Raw genomic sequence first — 19,117 nt, forward strand, 5'->3', positions numbered from 1 at the left:
GCCGGGTTCGCCGCCGCGCACGCTGGTGGCGGCGTAGATTGTTGGCTAGGCCAGTTCAATCTCGTGATTTTGAAGGTAGTCGCGGTTCATTTCGACGCCGAGACCGGGCTTGGGCGAAAGCTTGAGGCTGCCGTTCGAAACATCGAGTGGTCTGTCGATGAGGTGATCGTATTTGCCCAGGTTCCACTCCGACGTTTCCAGTTTGTAGAAGTTGGGAACGGTCATCATCACCTGCGCTCCCGCAACCACGTTGATCGGCCCTGCGGCGTCATGCGGCGAGACCGGGATGTAGTAGGCCTCGCATAGGGCAGAAATTTTCTTGAGTTCAGTAATGCCGCCGGTCCAGGTAACGTCAGGCATGATGTAGTCGGCGAGCCTGTTTTCGAGCACCGGCACGAAATCCCATTTCGTGTGGCCGCGCTCGCCCCACGAGATAGCGGCGTTGACCTTTTCGCGCACCTGCCTGAGAGCGTTGAGGCTCTCCGGTGGACAAGGCTCCTCGAACCAGTCGATCTGACCGGCTTCCTCGAGGCTCCGACAAAGGCGAATGGCGGTGGGAACGTCGAAGCGGCCGTGCGCATCGATGAGGATGTCGACATCAGAGCCCGCCGTTTCGCGGATCAGAGCCGTAAGTTCGGCGGCTTCGCGCTCGTCCTTGCGGGTCATGCTGCCATCGAGGTAGCCGTCCCGCTGTTCGCGAGGCAGTCCATCGGCGGTGCGGCCTTGGTAGGGGAAAGGATCGAACTTGAGCGCCGTGTGGCCGGACTCGACGATGTCTCGAATTTCCCGGACCACAGCCTCCTTGCTGGTAAATTTGGCCTGGTTGGGATGGGTGTAGAGCGCAATTTCATCGCGGACCGGTCCGCCCAACAGCTCGTAAATTGGCTTGCCCAAGACTTTGCCTCGGATGTCCCAAAGGGCTATGTCAATGGCGCTTACACATTCGACTGCGGCGCCGCGACTGCCCATGTAGGTGAAGCTGCGGAATATCTTGTGCCACAGATATTCGATACGCGCCGGGTCCTCGCCTGTCACCGCAGCGCCGATCTGTCGCAGGATCGTGCAGAGCGCGCGATTGGCGAGCCTTGTCGTGGTGGTGATCTCTCCCCACCCGCTCACCCCCTCATCGGTCGTCACTTCGACGAACAGAAACTCTCCCCAATAAGAAGCATCGGACTTGATCAGCCACGGCCGAACGCTGGTGATTTTCATCTCAACTGCCTTTACTGAAATGGTCGGGATAACGATATTCCAGGCTATCTATTCTATCCTGCCCGAGCGGCATTACGCGCACGCATGTGTTCGAGGATGTGCCGGCCGGAGCCCTCGACATGGCGTGCAATGAGTTCGGCTGCCTCGTTCGCATTTCCCGCTTTTACATGCGCGATGAGCTCGCGATGCTCGTTAAGGATCGCGGCACGCCGGGCGAGCGTGAAGTTGAAACGCCGGCTCACGGCTCGAAGCACTTCGCGATGCTTCCACCAAAGCTCGGCGGCATGGCGGTTGTAGTGCTTTTGGTACATTACGGTGTGAAAGGCGGTGTCCAGCTCGCTGTGCCTGAACGTGTCGTCGAAGTTATTGTCTTCGATCAGGCCTTGGATGCGTTCGAGTTCGGCAATGTCCTCGACGGTGGCCATATTCACGAACCATCGCGTCAGTGCCGGCTCGATCAAGACTCCGATCTCATAGATGTCCCGAACAAAATCCTGATCTATAGGCCGGACGCGCGCTCCGCGGTTGGGAACGAGGGTGACAAAGCCTTCTCCGCGCAACAGTTGCAGAGCCTCGCGCACGGGGTTGGTTGAGGTGCCGTGGCGCCGGGCGAGATCAGTGACCACAAGCCGCTCGTTGGCAGCGAGCCGCCCTTCGATAATGTCATCCCTGATCAGTTGATAAAGCGAGGCGCCCTCGCTGGAGGCCCCGATTGCGTCGATCCCTTCGGGTGGCTTTGCTTTAAAATCGCTTGTTCCGGCCAAGACGGTCCCCAATCAATACACATATTGCTCGGATATCACGCAAGGCTTCCGTAAACAATGTACGATTTCTTTGATTGACAGACAATCTTCAATCTGAAAACGTATGATTAGGTCAAAGGGATACATTTGTGGATAGTCCCGCGACCGGGGAGCAAAGACCGCTCGCCTCGAAGCAGAGCGGCATGGGAGAACCTGGAGGATACCTTATGACGAGGATTTCACTCGGCGGTGCCGTCCTGCGCGGCGCTGTCTCCACTGCTTTGATGGTATCGTTGATGTCCGCATCGGCGCTGGGTGCGCCGGTCGACTTGAGCAAGTGGTCGCCGCAATATGTGCGCTCCATTGCCGGCACAGAGGATTTTGACACGGCGGCCGATTGCGCCAAGGTCACGCCCCTCGACTACAAGGGGCGACTGACGTTCTGGTATCAGGGCGTCTTCGAGGGCGACCCCGACCTCCTGCGTCAGTATTACAAGGAGTTCTTCGAGACCTTCCGCAAGACCTATCCAAATATCCAGCTTGAGGAACAAGCCCTCACCTATAACGACCTGCTGGACAAGTTCCGGACGGCGCTCCTCGGCAATGCAGCGCCCATGGCGGTCCGCCTGCAAATCCTGGGCGGCACCGAGTTCGCCTCAAAGGGCTATTTGCAGCCGCTCAAACCCGAGGATGTAGGGTATTCGACCGAGGATTTCTGGCCCGGCGCAATGAAGGCTGTAACCTGGGACGGCGTGACCTACGGCATTCCCACCAACAACGAGACGATGGCGTTCATCTGGAACGCCGACGTCTTCAAACGTGCAGGCCTCGATCCGGACAAGGCTCCGGCAACCTGGGATGACGTCGTCAAGGATTCCCAGCAGATCCACGACAAGCTCGGCATTGCCGGCTACGGCCTCGTGGCTCGCAAGAATGCCGGCAATACGCCGTACCGCTTCATGCCGCAGCTGTGGGCCTATGGCGGCGGCGTCTTCGACGAAGCGACCGCCAACCCGACCTATAAGCAGGTCGAGCTCAATAGCCCGCAAAGCAAGGCGGCATTGCAAGCCTCCTACGATATGTATGTTCGCGACAAGTCGGTTCCGGTTTCGGCGCTCACCAACCAGCAGGCCGACAACCAGCCCCTCTTCCTCGCTGGTCAGCTCGGCATGATGATCTCGCACCCGTCCGACTACAACGTCATGCTCGACCTGCAGAAGAAGGCGACGGGTACCGACAAGGATAAGGCGCAGACCGTGATCGACAACATGCGCTACGGTCTGATCCCGACTGGCCCCGACGGCAAGCGCGCCGTCGTGTTTGGCGGCTCCAACATTCACATCCTGAAGCCCGAATATGTCGAGGGCGGCAAGGTAGACGAGCCGGCCGCAAAGGCTATCATCTGCATGTGGACGAGCCCTGAATGGTCGCTGAAGATGGCCTATGCCGGCTCGAACCCGGGAAACCTTAACGGCTTCAAGACCAAATGGATGAAGGAACGTCTGGACAACATCAAGTTCCTCGATGTCACAACTTCGATGCTGCCATACGGTATCCCGTTCCCTGCGCTGCCGCAGTCCCCCGAGATCATGAATATCATCATCCCGGACATGCTGCAGAATGCCCTGACCGGAGCCATGACCGTCGACCAAGCAGCGGACGACGCAGCCAAGAAGGTGAAAGACCTGATGGACGGCGGACTCTAGTCCAAGCCTGACGATCTGACCGGCTGCGCCTCGATTGCAGCCGGTTTGTTCCCAAGAACAAGGGCAGGGCACAGTGACGATCTTGACTGGCAAGGCCGAGGCTCGCCGAAGACTGCAACCCGACGGGTCCAGTGTGCTGCGAAAGATTTGGGAGCATCGCGCTGACTACGCGTACGTGCTTCCTGCGATCGCCGTGATGCTCATCGTTATAGCCTATCCGATCTATTATACGATCGAGCTGTCGTTCTTCAATACGCCGCCGGGCCTGCAGCTCCGGGACAAGACTTTCATCGGCCTCGGCAACTACACCGCCATCCTCGCAAGTCCGGTGTTCTGGACAGTCACCTCGAACACTCTTATCTGGACACTGGGATCTACTTTCATCTCATTTGTCCTGGGGTTTGCCAGCGCGCTCGCGCTCCATCGCGACTTTGTCGGCCGTGGCATCTTGCGCGCCGTCCTGATCATTCCCTGGGTCATCAGCGCGGTCGCCGCCTCCTATATCTGGAAGTGGATCTACCATTCGGACTTCGGGATCATCGGCGCGGTGCTGGTCGGCCTCGGATTGGCCGACAGGCCGCCGAATTTCATCGACAGCGTCAGCACTGTGCTGCCTTCCCTGATCGTCGTCAATATCTGGCGGGAGTTTCCGTTTGCCATGATCATGATGATGGCTGGCCTGCAGACAGTCCCGGACCAGTTGCTGCGCGCGGCAAAAGTCGACGGAGCCAATGCATGGCAGCGGTTCTGGCACGTCACCTTCCCGCATTTGAGAAATGTCTCGACGGTGACGATCCTTCTGCTGGCAGTGGCCAACTTCAATTCATTCATCATCCCTTGGATCATGACCGGCGGCGGGCCGTCGAACGCATCGCATATCTGGATCACCCACATCTACGAGCTCGCCTTCGGCCGCCAGCGCTGGGGGGTGGCATCGGCTTATTCGGTGCTGCTGTTCCTGATCCTGATGTCGCTCGGCTACTTCTACGTCCGTGCGCTAAGCGGCAACGAGCGGAAGGATGGGAGCGCATGAGCACGATTGCCGAGCCTGTTTCTCAAGGCAAGGCCGGTCGCCGTATGCGCATCGACGGATGGCGGTGGGGCGGACGCATCTTCCTGGTGTTCATGCTGCTTTACACCGCGTTGCCGATGATCTGGATGCTGATCACCTCGATCAAGTCCGGCTTCGCGGCCATGCAATTCCCGCCGCAATGGTGGCCTGACCAACCCACCCTCGCCAGCTACCAGAAGCTGCTCGATCCGCAAAACAGCGTCGGCCAGGACTTCCTGCGCTTCTTCTGGAACAGCCTTTTCGTCTCCACCGCCACGACCATCCTTTCGGTTATCGTGGCAGTTCCTGCGGCCTACGCGTTTTCGCGCTTCACCTTCCCGGGCCGAAACTTTCTGTTCTTCGCCGTCTTGCTTCGCAACATGTTCCCGGCCGTAATCTTTCTCGTGCCACTCTTCATCCTGATGCGCGCGATCGGGCTGGTGAACACGCATGCGTCGCTCATCCTCACCTACCTCACATTCGGCCTGCCGCTGGCAATCTGGCTCCTCAAGGGCTTCTATGACAACATCCCGGTGCAGCTCGAGCAGGCGGCGCGAATCGACGGGGCAACGCGGTTCCAGGCCTTTGTCCTGATCGTGATGCCGCTCTCGGCGCCAGGAATCATCGCTACGGCGATCTATGCCTTCATCGGCGCGTGGAACGAGTACATCTACGCCTACACCTTCCTCTCCAAGAACGACCAATTGACGCTGCCGGTCGGCATCCAGCGTTTCTTCTCGGAAAATACGACGGACTTTCCGGGCCTGATGGCGGCCAGCTTTATGATGAGCGTGCCTGTCGTGGTCCTGTTCCTCGTCCTGCAACGATACTTCGTCCGCGCCCTTACGGAAGGCGCAGTCAAGCACTAGAGGAGTTACCGGTGGCCCACGTGGTCCTCAAAGATCTGGTCAAGACCTATGGCAGCTTCAAAGCTGTCAACAATGTTTCGCTGACGGTCAATGACGGCGAATTCGTTGCGCTCGTCGGCCCTTCAGGCTGCGGCAAGACGACCACGCTCAATCTTGTGGCGGGGCTGATCCCCATCACATCGGGCGACATCGTCATCGGCGACCGGGTGGTCAACGACCTCGACCCCAAGGACCGGGACATCGCAATGGTGTTCCAGAACTACGCGCTCTATCCGCAGAAATCGGTCTACAAAAACTTGGCGTTCCCGCTGCAGATGCGCAAACTGCCAAAGGACGAGATCGACAGGAAGGTCAAGGAAGCAGCGCGAGTGCTCGACATGACCCAGCTGCTCGAGCGCAAGCCGCGCGAACTTTCGGGCGGGCAACAGCAGCGCGTGGCGCTCGGCCGTGCCCTCGTTCGAGATCCGGCGGTTTTCCTGATGGATGAACCACTCTCCAACCTCGACGCGAAGCTGCGCGTGCAGATGCGCTCAGAGATCAAACGCTTCCACCAGGACCTCAAGGCAACGATCATCTATGTGACGCACGACCAGCTCGAAGCCGTGACCATGGCCGACAGGATGGCGGTGATGAACGGCGGCTACCTGCAGCAATACGATTCACCGGCGCAGGTCTTTGCCCATCCGGTGAACATGTTCGTCGCCAGCTTCGTCGGCAGCCCGGCAATGAGCCTTGTCCCGCTGGAGGCGTCGATTGCAGGCGGCAACACGGTGTTGACCAGCGCGGAGGGCTGGCGCCTCGAGCTCTCGCCAGCCAACGCCCGGAAGGTTGAGAGGGCAACAACCAGGAAAGTGGTGCTCGGCGCACGCCACTCGACGATCAAGCTGCACAAGAGTGCGGTGCCAGGAAGCCTTCCTGCCAAGGCCTACACTGTCGAGCCGACCGGAGACGTCACCTTCGTACAGGCGTTCCTGTCTGGCGCCATCGTCAACGTCAGCGTGCCGCCGACCATTGCCGTCGCGCCCGACGAGCCTATTTGGCTCGAGTTCGACCAGGAGCGGATGCATCTGTTCGACGGCGAAACAGAAATGGCTCTCAGGGCCAACTGAGACAGAGCCGATGCGTCTGGAACGAGGGTGTGGATGACTACGAAGCTTAAAATCACCGCGATCAAGCCCTATCCGGTATGGGTAGGAACCCGCAACCAGATGCTGGTCAAGGTCGAGACCGACAACGGCATCTTCGGATGGGGCGAGAGCGGCTTGAGCGGTCGCGAGAAGGCCGTGGTTGGCGCGATCGAGCACTATCGCGAATTTCTCATCGGCCGCGACCCGATGCAGATTGGTCGGATCTGGCAAGAAGTTTATCGAAGCCAGTACTTCGAAGGCGGGCGCGTTCTGCAGGCGGCGATTTCCGCCATCGACATCGCCCTTCACGACATCAAGGGAAAAGCGCTGGGGGTGCCGGTCTACGACCTGCTGGGCGGCAAGCAGCGCGATCGCATTCCTACCTTCGCCTCGACCGGTGACGAGGCCGAGGGCGACGTTGCGATCGAACGAGCCGGCGAACTACGCGCACAGGGATGGCAGGCGATCCGCTTCTTTCCCATCGGGCAAAACAGCAAGGATATCTTTGAGCCGCGCCAGTCGATCGGCGCGACCGCAGCCATGCTAAACAAGGCGCGCGAGGCGCTGGGCGACGACGTCGTCCTCGGCATCGACTATCACCATCGGCTGTCGGTCGCAGAGGCGGCGAGCTTCTGCAACAAGCTCGGCCGTGGCGTGCTTGATTTCCTCGAGGAGCCGATACGAGACGAGACACCGGAGGCCTACGAATCCCTGCGCACGATGACCGACATCCCGTTCGCCATCGGCGAGGAATTTGCCAGCAAGTGGCAGTTCCTGCCCTACATCGAGCGCGGCATCCATCAGTTCAACCGGCTCGATGTTTGCAATGTTGGCGGGCTAACCGAAGCGATGAAGGTGGCTGGCTGGAGCGAGGCGCACTATGTGGACCTGATGCCGCACAATCCCCTCGGCCCAGTCTGCACGGCCGCGACCATCCATCTCGCCGCCGCGGTACCGAATTTCGCCTGGCTCGAGACCAGGGCGCCCGAAGCAAAGCTCGGCTTCGACAATTCCGACTTCTTCCCCGTGCAACCACGGCTCGACGGCCCCGACTATCCGGTCAGCGATCTACCGGGGCTCGGCATCGAGGTCAACGAAGAGGCGGTCAACGCGGAAAGCTTTCGGTTCTGGGAAGCGCCTCACCTGAAGCGCCGCGACGGTTCTGTTACGAACTGGTAGTCCATCCAACGGAGTCTAAAAATGACGCATACTCCCGACATTATGCGGCCGCCCAAAGATATGATCGACGCGCTGAAGGAAATCGGCGCCGCGACGGTTGCCGGCACGCTTGGCCACATGGGCTTCCGCAATCCCCACATGGTCGGTCCCGTGCCGCAGAACCGCGGGAAGTCGATCGTCGGGCCGGCGCTGACGCTCCAGTTCATGCCACAGCGGCCGGACCTCTTCACCGAGGGAGAATATGCCGATCCGGAGACGCAGTTGCACCGGCACGTGCTCTATCACGCGCAGGAGGGCGATGTGGTCGTGGTTGACGCGCGCGGCGACATGAGCTCGGGCGTCTTTGGCGATATGATGTCGACCTATTTCAAAGGCAGAGGTGGCGCTGGCATCGTAATCGACGGGTGCATGCGCGATCGGCCCAATGTCGAGAAGCTGGATCTGCCCCTATGGCTGCGTGGCTGGACTCCCAACTACCATGTGCAGACCAGCATCTATCCGAACGCCGTCAACGTTCCGATTGCCTGCGGCGGTGTCACGGTCATCCCCGGCGATATCATCGTCGCCGACGACGACGGGGTGGTGGTGCTTCCAGTCGCAATGGCCTCGAAGGTCATCGAAGAGTCGCAAAAGCATCACGATTGGGAGGAGTTCTCGCGAGTGAAGCTTATGGAGGGCGGGTCGTTGCAGCGCTACTATCCGCTGCATGACGATGCCCGCGGAGAGTACGACGAGTGGCGCAAAACAAACCACTTGGGGAGCCGAAGCTAGCCTGTCGATTACCCCAGGCGGGCGGCGACCTGCCGCGCCAATTTGCGCACAGTTGAGAAAGGCGTAGCTGGCGGTCTCCATCAAATGCCAGCGGCAACCTGATTGGCATGTGCAGTGCGTCTAAAATCCCCTTGACAAAACGTGCCCGCTGCCACTATTGGGTAATCGATAACCCAAGGAGGATGGTGAAGATCGTGGCAGTATCACTTTCTGACATCGCGGAACGTGCGGGCGTCTCGGTAAAGACAGTTTCCGGCGCCTTGCACGGCGGCTCCGCCCGCATGTCGGACGATACGCGCCAGAAGATCAAGGCCATTGCGGAAGAATTCGGCTACGTCACCAACCTGGCGGCGCGCGGCGTGCGTCAGGGCTGGCTGCCGCTGGTCGGCGTCGTCTCCGACGGCCTCATCACTTCGCCCTTCGCCACCGAGATCGTGCGTGGCCTCGACGGGGCGGCCCGCAGCGCCGGCATGGCGGTTTTTGCGGTCAACCACAGAAGCGGCCAGTCTATCGGTTCGGTGCTCGACGAGGTGCAGCAGTTCCGGCCGCGCGCCGTTGCATATGCCGCCATGTACCACAAGCATGTCGCCCTGCCGGACAGGTTGGCGGGCGCCGTCGGCGTGATGATCAACTGCCGCGAGGCTGCCGGCCGCGTGACCGCGCTGGTGCCGGACGAAGAGGGCGGCGCGCGGGAGATCGTGCGTTATCTGCTTGTCGCCGGCCGCCGGCGCATTGCCTTCATCAACCTGCCGGGCATTCTCGCCGGCACGCTACGCGAGATGGGGTTTCGTGCGGCGCTTGAGGAGGGGGGCATCGACCCCGTCGGCGTGTTGCCGGCGGTGCGACGCAGCGTCTACAGCGACCGTGCGCCAAGCCTTGTTGCCTCTCATGTGGAGGCGCTTCTGAAATCCGGTCAACGGCCGGACGCCATCCTGTGCGGCAATGACCGCGTGGCGATGGAAGTCTATGCGGCGCTTGCCCGCGCCGGCCTTCGCATTCCGGATGATATCGCGGTGGCAAGCTTCGACAACCAGGTCGAGCTTGCCTCGCGGCTGGACCCGCCGTTGACGACGATGGCCCTGCCGCACCGCGCCATGGGCCGCCTTGCCATGGAGATCCTCCTGGCCGAGCAGCCCCAACCGCCGCATCTGCGGAAATTGCCGTTCCATCTGGTCGAACGGGCATCCGTCTGAAACATCGAGTGTCTAACAGGAGGAGAATATCAATGAGCACTTCAATGGGTAATCGATTACTTTACGCATTCCTGGCTTCCGCCACGCTGGTCGCGACCGCCGGTTTCGCCGAGGCGAAGACCGTCATCCACGTCATGCACCAGGGCGATCCCGGCTGGGTGAAGGCCTATGGCGATGTTGCCGCCCGCTTTGAGGCAGCCAATCCCGATTTCGACATCGAGATGATCTACGCGCCGCACGATGCCTATAACGAAAAGTTCAGCGCCGCCGTCATGGCCAAGCAGCTGCCCGATATCATGGAGCTCGATGCTCCGTTCCTCGCCAATTATGTCTGGTCCGGCTATCTGCAGGCCGTCAAGCCGCTCATTGACAAGGACCTGCTCGATGACATGACGGATTCGAATATTGCCCAGGGCACCTATCCGATCGACAAGGACCTTTATGCGATCGGCCTCACCGACTCCTCGGTCGTGCTCTACGGCAATAAGAAATATCTTGAAGCCATTGGCGCCCGCATTCCGAAATCGGTCGACGATGCCTGGACCCGCGAGGAATTCGAAGGCTATCTCGAAAAGCTTTCCAAGGTTGAAGGCGTGAAGTGGCCGATCGACACCTTCCGGGGTTACGGCATCAAGACCGAGTGGATCACCTATGCCTACGGCCCGCTGCTCGAGAGCGCCGGCTGCGACCTGATCGACCGCAAGACCTGGAAGGCCAGCGGCACGCTTGATGGCGAGGTCTGCGTCAAGGCGCTGACGATGATGCAGGACTGGGTGAAGAAGGGCTGGGTCGTACCGACTTCGTCGGGCACCAACCAGTTCTACGCCGAGGGACAGCCGGCCGCGCTCGCCATGGGCGGACACTGGTTCTACGCGGAGGCATCGGCAGCGATGAAGGACAATATCGTCGTCATGCCGCTGCCCAAGATCGGCGACAAGGGCGTGAGCCCGAACGGAACCTGGATCTGGGGCATTTCCGCGACCTCGGAAAACCCTGAGATCGCCGGCAAGTTCCTGAGCTTCCTGCTGAAGGAGAAGGACTATCGGGAGTACGCCAAGACCCAGTCCGCCTATCCGGGCCTGAAGAGCTTCGCCGCCGCATCCCCGCTCTATGCGGAAGGCGGTCCGCTCGCCATCGCCTTTGAGCAGGCTTCCAAGACCGCGATCGCCCGTCCGCCGCACCCGGCCTATCCGACGATCACCTCGGCCTTCATGCAGGCCGTCGACAAGATCTTCAACGGTGGTGACGCGCAGGAAGCGCTGACGGCCGCTGCCAAGAAGATCGACGAGGATATCGAGGACAACGCCGGCTACCCGCCCTTCGACGAACAGCAGTAGGGGGTGGTTTTGACGGGGCCGGTTCTCCGGCCCTGGACCATCTCGGGAGGATGACCGATGAGGAGGAAACAATGACTTTGCAACAGACCTCCACGCCCGCTTTGCGGCGTCCGGCGAAACGCCGCGACAACAAGCGGCTCTGGCAGGAAATGGCGATGATCGCGCCTGCCTTTCTGCTTATGGCGATATTCCTGATCACGCCGTTCCTCTTGTCCTTCTGGACGGCGATGACCAACCAGCCGCTCGTGCCGCGCCCGACGCCGGTGCGCTTCGTCGGTCTGCTGAATTTCGAGCGCGTCTTCACCGATCCGCTGTTCTGGACCTCGCTGTGGAACGTCACGCGCTTCACCGTCTGGGTGCTGCCGCTGCAGTGCGGCCTCGCCTTCCTGACCGCGCTACTCTTGCATCAGAAGCTGCCGATGCAAAACCTGCTGCGCGGCCTGTTCTTCCTGCCGGCGATCACCTCCATGGTGGTGGTCTGCGTCATCTGGGGCACGCTGTTCCAGTATCCGAGCGGTCCGCTCAACCAGATCGTCGGTTTTCTTTCCGGCGGCGCGATTCAGCCGATCGACTGGCTCGGCGACCCCAACTGGGCGATGTTTTCCATCGTGCTGCTTTCAGCCTGGCAGGCCTATGGGTTTCAGATGATCATCTATCTCGCCGGCCTGCAGGGCATTCCCGAAGAACTTTACGATGCCGCCCGCATCGACGGGGCAAGCGCGCTGCGCCGCTTCTGGCACGTCACCATGCCCGGCCTTCGCCCGACCCATGTCTTCGTGCTGGTCATCACCACTATCCAGGCCTTCAAGCTCTATACGCAGGTGGCGATCCTAACCCAGGGCGGCCCGAACGAAAGCACCGAAACCGTCGTCCACTACATGGTGCGCGCCGGCTTCGAGGAGCAGAAACTCGGCTACGCATCGGCCGTTTCCGTCATCCTCTTCGTCATCGTTCTTCTGATCGCGCTCCTGCAACGCAAACTCCTGAGGCGCTTCGATGTCTGATCTCGCTTTGACCCAGCCCGTCCCGCTGGCAATCGCACGGGGCAACGGCAAGAGAAGCCTGCGCATCGTGCAGAGCCTCTGCATCCTGGTCATCGCGCTGGTGATGATCTCACCGCTGTTCATGCTGCTGATCGCCAGCCTGAAGGACGACCGCTTCCGCATCCTCGCCGACATGGGCAGCTTCCGCGCCTTCTGGGTCAGCGACCCGACGCTGTCGAACTATAAGGAGATCGCCCATTTCTCCGGCGAGCTGGCCTATGGCCGATATCTCTTCAATTCGCTGGCGATCCTCGTCGCCACAGTCGTCTCGGGACTGGTCATCAATTCCATGGCGGGCTTCGTTCTCGCCTGGGGTTCGCTGCGCGGCAAGGCGGCGCTCTTGGCGCTGGTCGTCGCGCTCTATGTCATCCCGCAGGAAAGCATCATCATGCCGCTCGTCGTCATGATGTCGCGGGCTGGGCTGACGGATACATTCGCGGTGCAGATCCTGCCCTGGGTGGCAAGCCCGCTCTATGTTTTCCTTTTCTACCAGTTCTTCGCGCAGCTGCCGAAGGAACTTTATGAAGCGGCGGAAATGGACGGCGCATCGGCCTTCCGCATCTACCGATCGATCTACATGCCGCTCAGCCTGCCGGCACTCGCCACGGTCTCGATCCTCATGGGCATCGAAAGCTGGAACCAGTATCTCTGGCCGACGCTGGTCACCCAGACCGACTATGCTCGGCCGATTGCCGTCGCCATCGCCACCTTCTTCGGACAGGACAGCATCTACTGGGACCGCGCCATGGCCGCCTCGGTGCTGATGATGATCCCGGTCCTCATTCTCTATCTGGCTTTCCAGCGCTGGTTCGTCAGTTCATTCGTCGGCTCCGCCGTGAAAGGTTGATCATGTCTCTGCAGGCAAAATCCGAAACGTCCGCACCTGAAACCATTGAAGCGGAACTGCCCGAAGGCACGGTGCTGCATCTCTGGCTGAAGGCGCGCCATGCCGGCGGCGAGGCGAAGCTCTTCGTCGCCGTTAATGGCAACGACATCGGCGAGCCCTCGACCCGCCGCACGGGGGAATTTGAGTTCTTCGCTGTGACGCTCGCGAAAGGCGGTCGTTCCACGCTGTCCTATGATGCAACAACCACAGCGCTCTCCGTCGCTTACGCCTTCCGGCCGGAAACCGTGATGAAGGAGGGCATCCGCGTCCTGTACAGCGATGCCCGCACCGCCGCCCCCGAGGTGCCCGACAGCTACCATTTCCGCCCGCCCTTCGGCTGGATGAACGATCCGAACGGTTTTGGACGGTTCGGCGGAAACGCTCACCTCTTCTACCAGCATTATCCTCATGAGCCGCGCTGGAACACGATGCACTGGGGACATGCCGTCTCGAAGGATTTCGTCCGCTGGAGGCATCTGCCCATGTTCCTCTTTCCGGCAGCGCATCTGTCGGAAAAGGACGATGGCCGCGGCGGCGCCTTCTCCGGCTCGGCGATCCCCGGCTCCGGCCCGGAAGGCGAGGAGATCCGGGTCTTCTACACCGAGCATGTTCGTGACCGGCAACCGGAAGAGCAAATCCAGCTTTCCGCGGTCAGCCGCGACGGCATCGTCGCCGGGCCATCAGAAATCGTGATGCCGCTGCGCCCGGAAGGCTTGAACCTCACCACCGATTTCCGCGACCCCTATGTCTTCAAAGGCCCGGACGGGCGCTGGAAGATGCTGCTCGGCAGCCGCGACAGGCAGGGCGGCGTCGTACTGCTCTATGAAACTGCAGACGCGCAAGGCGCCGATGGCTGGACCTTCCTCGGCATCCTCCATCGCGAGGACGGTTTCGGCATGACGGCGGCGGAATGCCCCTGCATGGTGCCGCTTTCCGGCAAAAACGCAGAACCCCGCTGGGCGCTGATCTTCGGTCTGCTCACCAGCCGCGACCCGGCCACCGGCCGCCGCAATCTCACCTCCGTGACCGTCGGCGGTTTCGATGGCCGCACCTTCACTGCGGAGTTCGAGCAGGAGTTGGATTTCGGTTCGGATGCCTATGCCTTCCAGGCCTTCGTTGATGGCGACGAGCCGGTCGGCATCGCCTGGCTCGCCAACTGGTCGGATTTTTCCAAGAAGGATGATTTCCCGACGGCCATGACCCTGCCGCGCCGCGTGATTCTCGACGGCGACAGCGTGCTGACCCCGCCGGTCGCAGCCGTCGAAAGCCTGCGCCATCAGTTGCTTGATGACACCGCGCTTGCCGCCGGCAAGACCGTGCCGCTCGGCACCGGCGCCGTCGAGATCCTGCTTGATCTCACCGAGCCTGGCGCCGCCTTCGATCTCACCTTCGATCATCCGGATGTCGATCTAGCCGTGAAACTCGATGCCGATGGTCTGGCGATTGTCTTCGACGCTCGCACCGGTAAAACGCCGCCACGTTACGTCGCCGCGCGCGCAAAACCGTCGAGCCTGCGCATCTTCCTCGATGCCGGTTCCATCGAGGTGTTCGCTGACAACGGCCGCTGGACGGGGTCCAAACGGATTCCGGGCTTTGCCGCCGCACGTTCGGCAACGCTCGCCGGCGCCGGCGCCGTCGCCGCGGCCGGCGTCTGGCAATTGAAACTGTGAGGGAGGACAGACAATGGCATCGGTAGCAATCGATCGGGTTCTGAAGCAATACGGCGCGGCCTCCGTTATCCACGGGGTTTCCGCGGATATCGCAGACGGTGAGTTCGTCACGCTCGTCGGGCCGTCCGGCTGCGGCAAGTCCACGCTTCTGCGCATGCTGGCGGGGCTGGAGGATATCAGCGGCGGTGAAATCCGCATCAACGGCCGCGTCGTCAACGACGTCGCGCCGAAGGAGCGCGATATCGCCATGGTGTTCCAGTCCTACGCGCTCTATCCGCACATGACGGTGCGCGAAAATATGGGCTTTGCCCTGAAGCTGCAGGGGCGCGATAAGGCGACAATCGACAAGCTGGTGAGCGAAGCCGCCGCCATTCTCGCACTCGAACCCCTGCTGGAGCGCCTGCCGAAACAGCTTTCCGGCGGCCAGCGCCAGCGCGTCGCCATGGGCCGCGCCATCGTACGCCATCCGAAAGTGTTCCTCTTTGACGAGCCGCTGTCCAACCTCGACGCCAAGCTGCGGGTGACCATGCGCAGCGAGATCAAGGAGCTGCATCAGCGCCTTGGCACGACCATCGTTTACGTCACTCACGACCAGATCGAGGCGATGACCATGGCCGACAAGATCGTCGTCATGCGCGCCGGCCGCATCGAGCAGATCGGCAAGCCGCTCGATCTCTACGACCGCCCAGATAACACCTTCGTTGCCGCCTTCATCGGCTCGCCGTCGATGAACCTTTTCGAGGGCGGCGTCAGCGACGGCGGCTTCCGTATCGAAGGTGGTGTTTCCCTGCCGCTTCCGCCGCAATTGAGCCAAAGCGCGGCGCGCACCTACGGCATCCGTCCGGAAGACCTCGACATTGCGGAGACGGGCATTCCGGCCACCGTGCTGACTGTTGAGCCGACCGGTGCGGAGACCCATCTTTCGGTGCGTGTCGGCACGCAGACGGCAACCATCGTGCTGCACCGACGGGTGGATTTAAAACCTGACCAGCAAATCCACCTCGCGCCCAAATCCGAGAAAATCCACCTCTTCTCCGCCGAAGGCAATCGGCTGGGCTGATCCCCCGGCGCCTCCCGCTGAGCCGCGTCCGTCATTTGACGGGCGTGGTTCGGTGCCGGTGCCATCCAGGCTTTGCGACATCTTAGTTTTGGGTGTTCGGCCCTTCAGTTGATCGAATTAGCCAATTGCACGGCGATCTGTTGCCACGCGCCTGCCAAACGTGCTCCGCGGGCGGTGCAGGCAGCAGCGACCGGACCGTCCCGCCCATCACCAGACGTTCAAGAACCGTCCGCTTTTCGTGGATACTCATTTCCGTGTCGTCCACCTCGACGCCGTCGGTCACAAAGAAGGATTACGGCTCGATGGAGGTGGAGATCGCCTGGATATTACCTCTTACGATTTGTTGACTTACCTGCGGTTGAACAATAACTTGCTAATTTGGTCATTAGGCTTGTCCTCACATGACGGACCAATCTATTCAGCGTCGCCTTGCCGCCATCGTCGTTGCCGATGTGGTGGGTTATACACGCCTGATGGAGGCTGATGAAGTCGCAACGCTGGCGAACCTCAGAGAACTCCGTTCTGGCGTTATCGAGCCGGCTGTAAAGCGCCACAAGGGTCGCATCTTCAAGGTCATGGGCGACGGATTCTTAATCGAATTCGGTAGCGCGGTCGACGCGGTCGCAGCAGCATTGGAAATGCAACGGGCCACCACTGCTGTTGAGGCTTCCGGAGACCGGCGCCTGCTTTTGCGTATAGGCGTTAATCTGGGAGATGTCATTGACGACGGTTCAGACATCCTCGGCGACGGCGTCAATGTCGCGGCGCGACTCGAGACGCAGGCCGCACCGGGAGGTATATGCATTTCAGCCAAAGTTCACGGCGAGATCGTCGGCAAGATCGGCGACCGGTTCTTTGATGCAGGCGAACGTTACCTAAAGAACCTGACTCGCCCGGTCCGCGTGTGGCATTGGCCGGATGCGCTGCAGAGCACATTGCCGCTGCCCGAATGTCCCTCGATCGCTGTATTGCCGTTCACGAATATGAGTGGGGATGAAGCGGACGCGCCTTTCGTCGACGGCTTGACCGAAGACCTGATCACCGACCTTTCCCGTACGGCTGGCCTGTTCGTCATCGCGCGCAATTCCGTGTATCGCTACAAGGGCAAGCCGGTCGACGTGCGGCTGGTCGCCCAGGAACTCGGCGTCCGCTACGTCCTGGAGGGGAGCGCCAGACGCGCAATGGGCCGTGTCCGCATCAATGCCCAATTGATCGACGCGCTTGGCGGCCAGCACTTGTGGGCCGACCGGTTTGACAGGACGGTGGAAGATGTTTTCGAATTACAGGATGAAGTTAACGCCAAGATTGTTGAAGCCCTCGTCGGCCGGCTGACCATCCCGAAGCAGCGCAATCGGCCGAAGAACCTTGAGGCGTACGATCTGTGTGTGCGCGCTCGCCTCCTGACGGAAGAGTCGCCGCAAACTGAGCGTGAGGCCTATGTGCTGCTCCAACGCGCGGTTAAGCTCGAGCCATCATATGCCGAGGCGCTCGGTCTGCTCGCCTATAACCGTTGGCTTGCCTGGACTCATTTCGGCGAGCCCGAAGATCCTAACCGTCGGATGGCGGTGACGTTCGCGCAGAAGGCGGTCGACCTAGATCCCAACGATGCCGGCTGCCGTTACGTTCTGGGGACCATTTTGGCTTATGAGCGGCGATGGGAGGAATCGGACGCCGCCTTCGCCAAGGCCCTGGAGCTGGACCCCAACCACGCCGACACCTGGGCCGCCATGTCGGACATGTCCGTGCTGGACGGCAGGATTGCCGACGGACTAGCGCAAATCGAAAAAGCTCTGCGGCTCAATCCCCATCCAACCTGCTGGTATCTTTGTCATCTTGGGCAGGCGCAGTACGCCGCGCGTGACTATGAGGCGGCAGCCGCGACACTCCGCAGGGAAGACACGTATCGTACCAACTCACGCAAATTCCTGGCTGCTACGCTTGCGCAGTTGGGCCACCTTGAGGAGGCGCGGCGAGAAGCAGAATTGTTCCTGATCGCTCACCCTCATTTCACGATCGGCCATTGGCTCAGCTCCCAGCCGCTGCGCGATGCATCTGTACGAGACCACTTTGTCGACGGCTTTCGAAAGGCCGGCCTGCCGGAGATGTGACAGCGGGTGGGGACAATCGCGAGGCGTTCGAGGACTTTATCAACGGATATGCGCTGCGCGAGAACGGTGGTCTGGATCGCAGTGCCAAGCTTCGTCAGACGCTCCACCAAACGCGTCAACCAGCCCGAGTCTCGCATGACTTTTCCGCTGGACCGCTTGCATCCGCTAATCATTAGGTCCTGAGCCTAAAGAACTCGAACAGTGAAACGTCTGCTCCGCTCTCTTGTCCAGGAGCCGCTGAACATACGCTTTGCGTTTTGCCGTGATCATCGTGATCTGGCCATTTGAAAAGACCCCTCGCCTAGATTGATCAGCATACGGAGCGCGACCGCAACGAAGGTCGGCCCCCCATAAGTCTGGCGAGAAATAACGATTAATCCTGCAGCTGCCGCCAAGAAAAGGAGGGCTGGCATCAGCGCCTTTTAAGGCGAGGACAACCGCGATCGAAAGCGGAGCAATGCTTGTCGTTACCATCGAGGGCCTCAGGCCTACTGAGTGAATCCGAGACTCGCGATCCCAATTCCCCCCACCAGGATCAGGCTCGCGGCCCACACGATATCGAGATTGAACCAGCTTTGTGAGATGAACTTGGGTCCGAGCCATCGATAGACGGCAAAGGCGATAACGCCGCCACTTACAATCATGGCGGCCGCGTGGACCACGGAGACGGCGGTAGCTGTGATCAGATTACCAGTCATGAGCGTGGCAGCCGCTCGGTGTCCGACATCCGGATCCCCGGCCAAGCACAGGCCCAGATAAATCGGCACCAGCATCAGCGCGGCGCCATGCGCGGTGGCAGCCGCGAAGGACCACAACGCCAGTTGCGCCGGCGGGATACGGGCAAGAACACGCGGGTGGCGCCGGTTGATCAAGAGATAGATTCCGGCTGCGATCACGATCAACCCGGCTGCGATGCGGATCTGTCGTTCCCAGACAATCAGCGTCAGCATCGCGCCGAAGGGCAGCAGGATGCCAATCATCGCCACAAAGTGGCCCATTGCCAAAAGGCCGAGCGCCCGGAACAATTCGCTGGCACGTCTGTCCAACAGTCCGGCCGAGACGGCCAACGGCCAGCCCATGCCGGGGTTGACGCCATGATAAATGCCGCTGGCGATGACGGCCAACCAGAGAGACCCGGCAGTCGTCCACTCGCTCATCGCTT

At 60.9% G+C, this 19,117-nt stretch carries 16 protein-coding genes; 13 read left to right on the forward strand and 3 right to left on the reverse strand.

Annotation, left to right across the window (positions count from 1 at the left end):
• Positions 1-45 precede the first annotated feature (45 nt).
• Together N2600_RS28805 and N2600_RS28810 are read right to left on the reverse strand one after the other, a co-directional pair.
• Complete coding sequence (locus tag N2600_RS28805; RefSeq protein ID WP_222350857.1) at positions 46-1,212, reverse strand: mandelate racemase/muconate lactonizing enzyme family protein; 1,167 nt, start codon at positions 1,210-1,212, stop codon at positions 46-48.
• Positions 1,213-1,265: 53 nt separating this feature from the next.
• Positions 1,266-1,976, reverse strand: coding sequence for a GntR family transcriptional regulator (locus N2600_RS28810; RefSeq protein WP_026154502.1), 711 nt, complete (start codon positions 1,974-1,976; stop codon positions 1,266-1,268).
• Positions 1,977-2,182: 206 nt separating this feature from the next.
• Here N2600_RS28810 and N2600_RS28815 point away from each other — a divergent pair, with 206 nt between their 5' ends.
• The 13 genes from N2600_RS28815 (at position 2,183) to N2600_RS28875 (ending at position 17,955) form a co-directional block, all read left to right on the forward strand.
• A complete protein-coding gene (locus tag N2600_RS28815) occupies positions 2,183-3,661 on the forward strand; it encodes an ABC transporter substrate-binding protein (RefSeq protein ID WP_017967552.1) in 1,479 nt (492 codons plus the stop codon).
• A 73-nt stretch (positions 3,662-3,734) separates the two neighbouring features.
• Positions 3,735-4,694 (forward strand): carbohydrate ABC transporter permease, encoded by a 960-nt coding sequence (locus N2600_RS28820; RefSeq protein ID WP_260299050.1) that lies wholly within the window; start codon positions 3,735-3,737, stop codon positions 4,692-4,694.
• Positions 4,691-5,581, forward strand: coding sequence for a carbohydrate ABC transporter permease (locus N2600_RS28825; RefSeq protein ID WP_260299051.1), 891 nt, complete (start codon positions 4,691-4,693; stop codon positions 5,579-5,581). Before N2600_RS28820 ends, N2600_RS28825 begins: the two co-directional genes overlap by 4 nt.
• A gap of 11 nt (positions 5,582-5,592) precedes the next feature.
• Positions 5,593-6,690, forward strand: coding sequence for an ABC transporter ATP-binding protein (locus tag N2600_RS28830; protein ID WP_222350859.1), 1,098 nt, complete (start codon positions 5,593-5,595; stop codon positions 6,688-6,690).
• Positions 6,691-6,723: 33 nt separating this feature from the next.
• A complete protein-coding gene (locus N2600_RS28835) occupies positions 6,724-7,887 on the forward strand; it encodes a mandelate racemase/muconate lactonizing enzyme family protein (protein WP_260299052.1) in 1,164 nt (387 codons plus the stop codon).
• 21 nt (positions 7,888-7,908) lie between these two features.
• Positions 7,909-8,658 carry a ribonuclease activity regulator RraA gene (locus N2600_RS28840; protein ID WP_170279594.1) on the forward strand — a complete coding sequence of 250 codons (750 nt, stop codon included), beginning with the start codon at positions 7,909-7,911 and terminating at the stop codon, positions 8,656-8,658.
• Positions 8,659-8,840: 182 nt separating this feature from the next.
• A complete protein-coding gene (locus tag N2600_RS28845) occupies positions 8,841-9,851 on the forward strand; it encodes a LacI family DNA-binding transcriptional regulator (protein ID WP_170279595.1) in 1,011 nt (336 codons plus the stop codon).
• 44 nt (positions 9,852-9,895) lie between these two features.
• Positions 9,896-11,188 (forward strand): ABC transporter substrate-binding protein, encoded by a 1,293-nt coding sequence (locus N2600_RS28850; RefSeq protein WP_260299470.1) that lies wholly within the window; start codon positions 9,896-9,898, stop codon positions 11,186-11,188.
• A gap of 71 nt (positions 11,189-11,259) precedes the next feature.
• A complete protein-coding gene (locus N2600_RS28855; protein WP_170259581.1) occupies positions 11,260-12,192 on the forward strand; it encodes a carbohydrate ABC transporter permease in 933 nt (310 codons plus the stop codon).
• Positions 12,185-13,078: a carbohydrate ABC transporter permease gene (locus N2600_RS28860; protein WP_033183394.1), complete on the forward strand. Its 894-nt coding sequence runs from the start codon at positions 12,185-12,187 to the stop codon at positions 13,076-13,078. The genes N2600_RS28855 and N2600_RS28860 overlap by 8 nt, the downstream gene beginning before the upstream one ends.
• A 2-nt stretch (positions 13,079-13,080) precedes the next feature.
• The gene (locus N2600_RS28865) at positions 13,081-14,787 is read left to right on the forward strand and encodes a glycoside hydrolase family 32 protein (protein ID WP_260299053.1); all 1,707 of its coding nucleotides are present in this window, start codon (positions 13,081-13,083) and stop codon (positions 14,785-14,787) included.
• A gap of 13 nt (positions 14,788-14,800) precedes the next feature.
• On the forward strand, positions 14,801-15,847 hold the full coding sequence (locus N2600_RS28870) for an ABC transporter ATP-binding protein (protein WP_260299054.1): 1,047 nt from the start codon (positions 14,801-14,803) through the stop codon (positions 15,845-15,847).
• 401 nt (positions 15,848-16,248) lie between these two features.
• Complete coding sequence (locus N2600_RS28875) at positions 16,249-17,955, forward strand: adenylate/guanylate cyclase domain-containing protein (protein ID WP_170279598.1); 1,707 nt, start codon at positions 16,249-16,251, stop codon at positions 17,953-17,955.
• A gap of 488 nt (positions 17,956-18,443) precedes the next feature.
• Here the strand turns inward: N2600_RS28875 and N2600_RS28880 are convergent, their stop codons facing one another.
• Entirely contained in the window at positions 18,444-19,112 is a 669-nt protein-coding gene (locus N2600_RS28880; protein ID WP_222281748.1) for a hypothetical protein, read from the reverse strand.
• Between the last annotated feature and the right edge of the window lie 5 nt (positions 19,113-19,117).

Origin of the sequence: Rhizobium sp. WSM1274, assembly GCF_025200775.1 — a bacterium.
Taxonomy (GTDB): Bacteria; Pseudomonadota; Alphaproteobacteria; order Rhizobiales; family Rhizobiaceae; genus Rhizobium; species Rhizobium leguminosarum_I.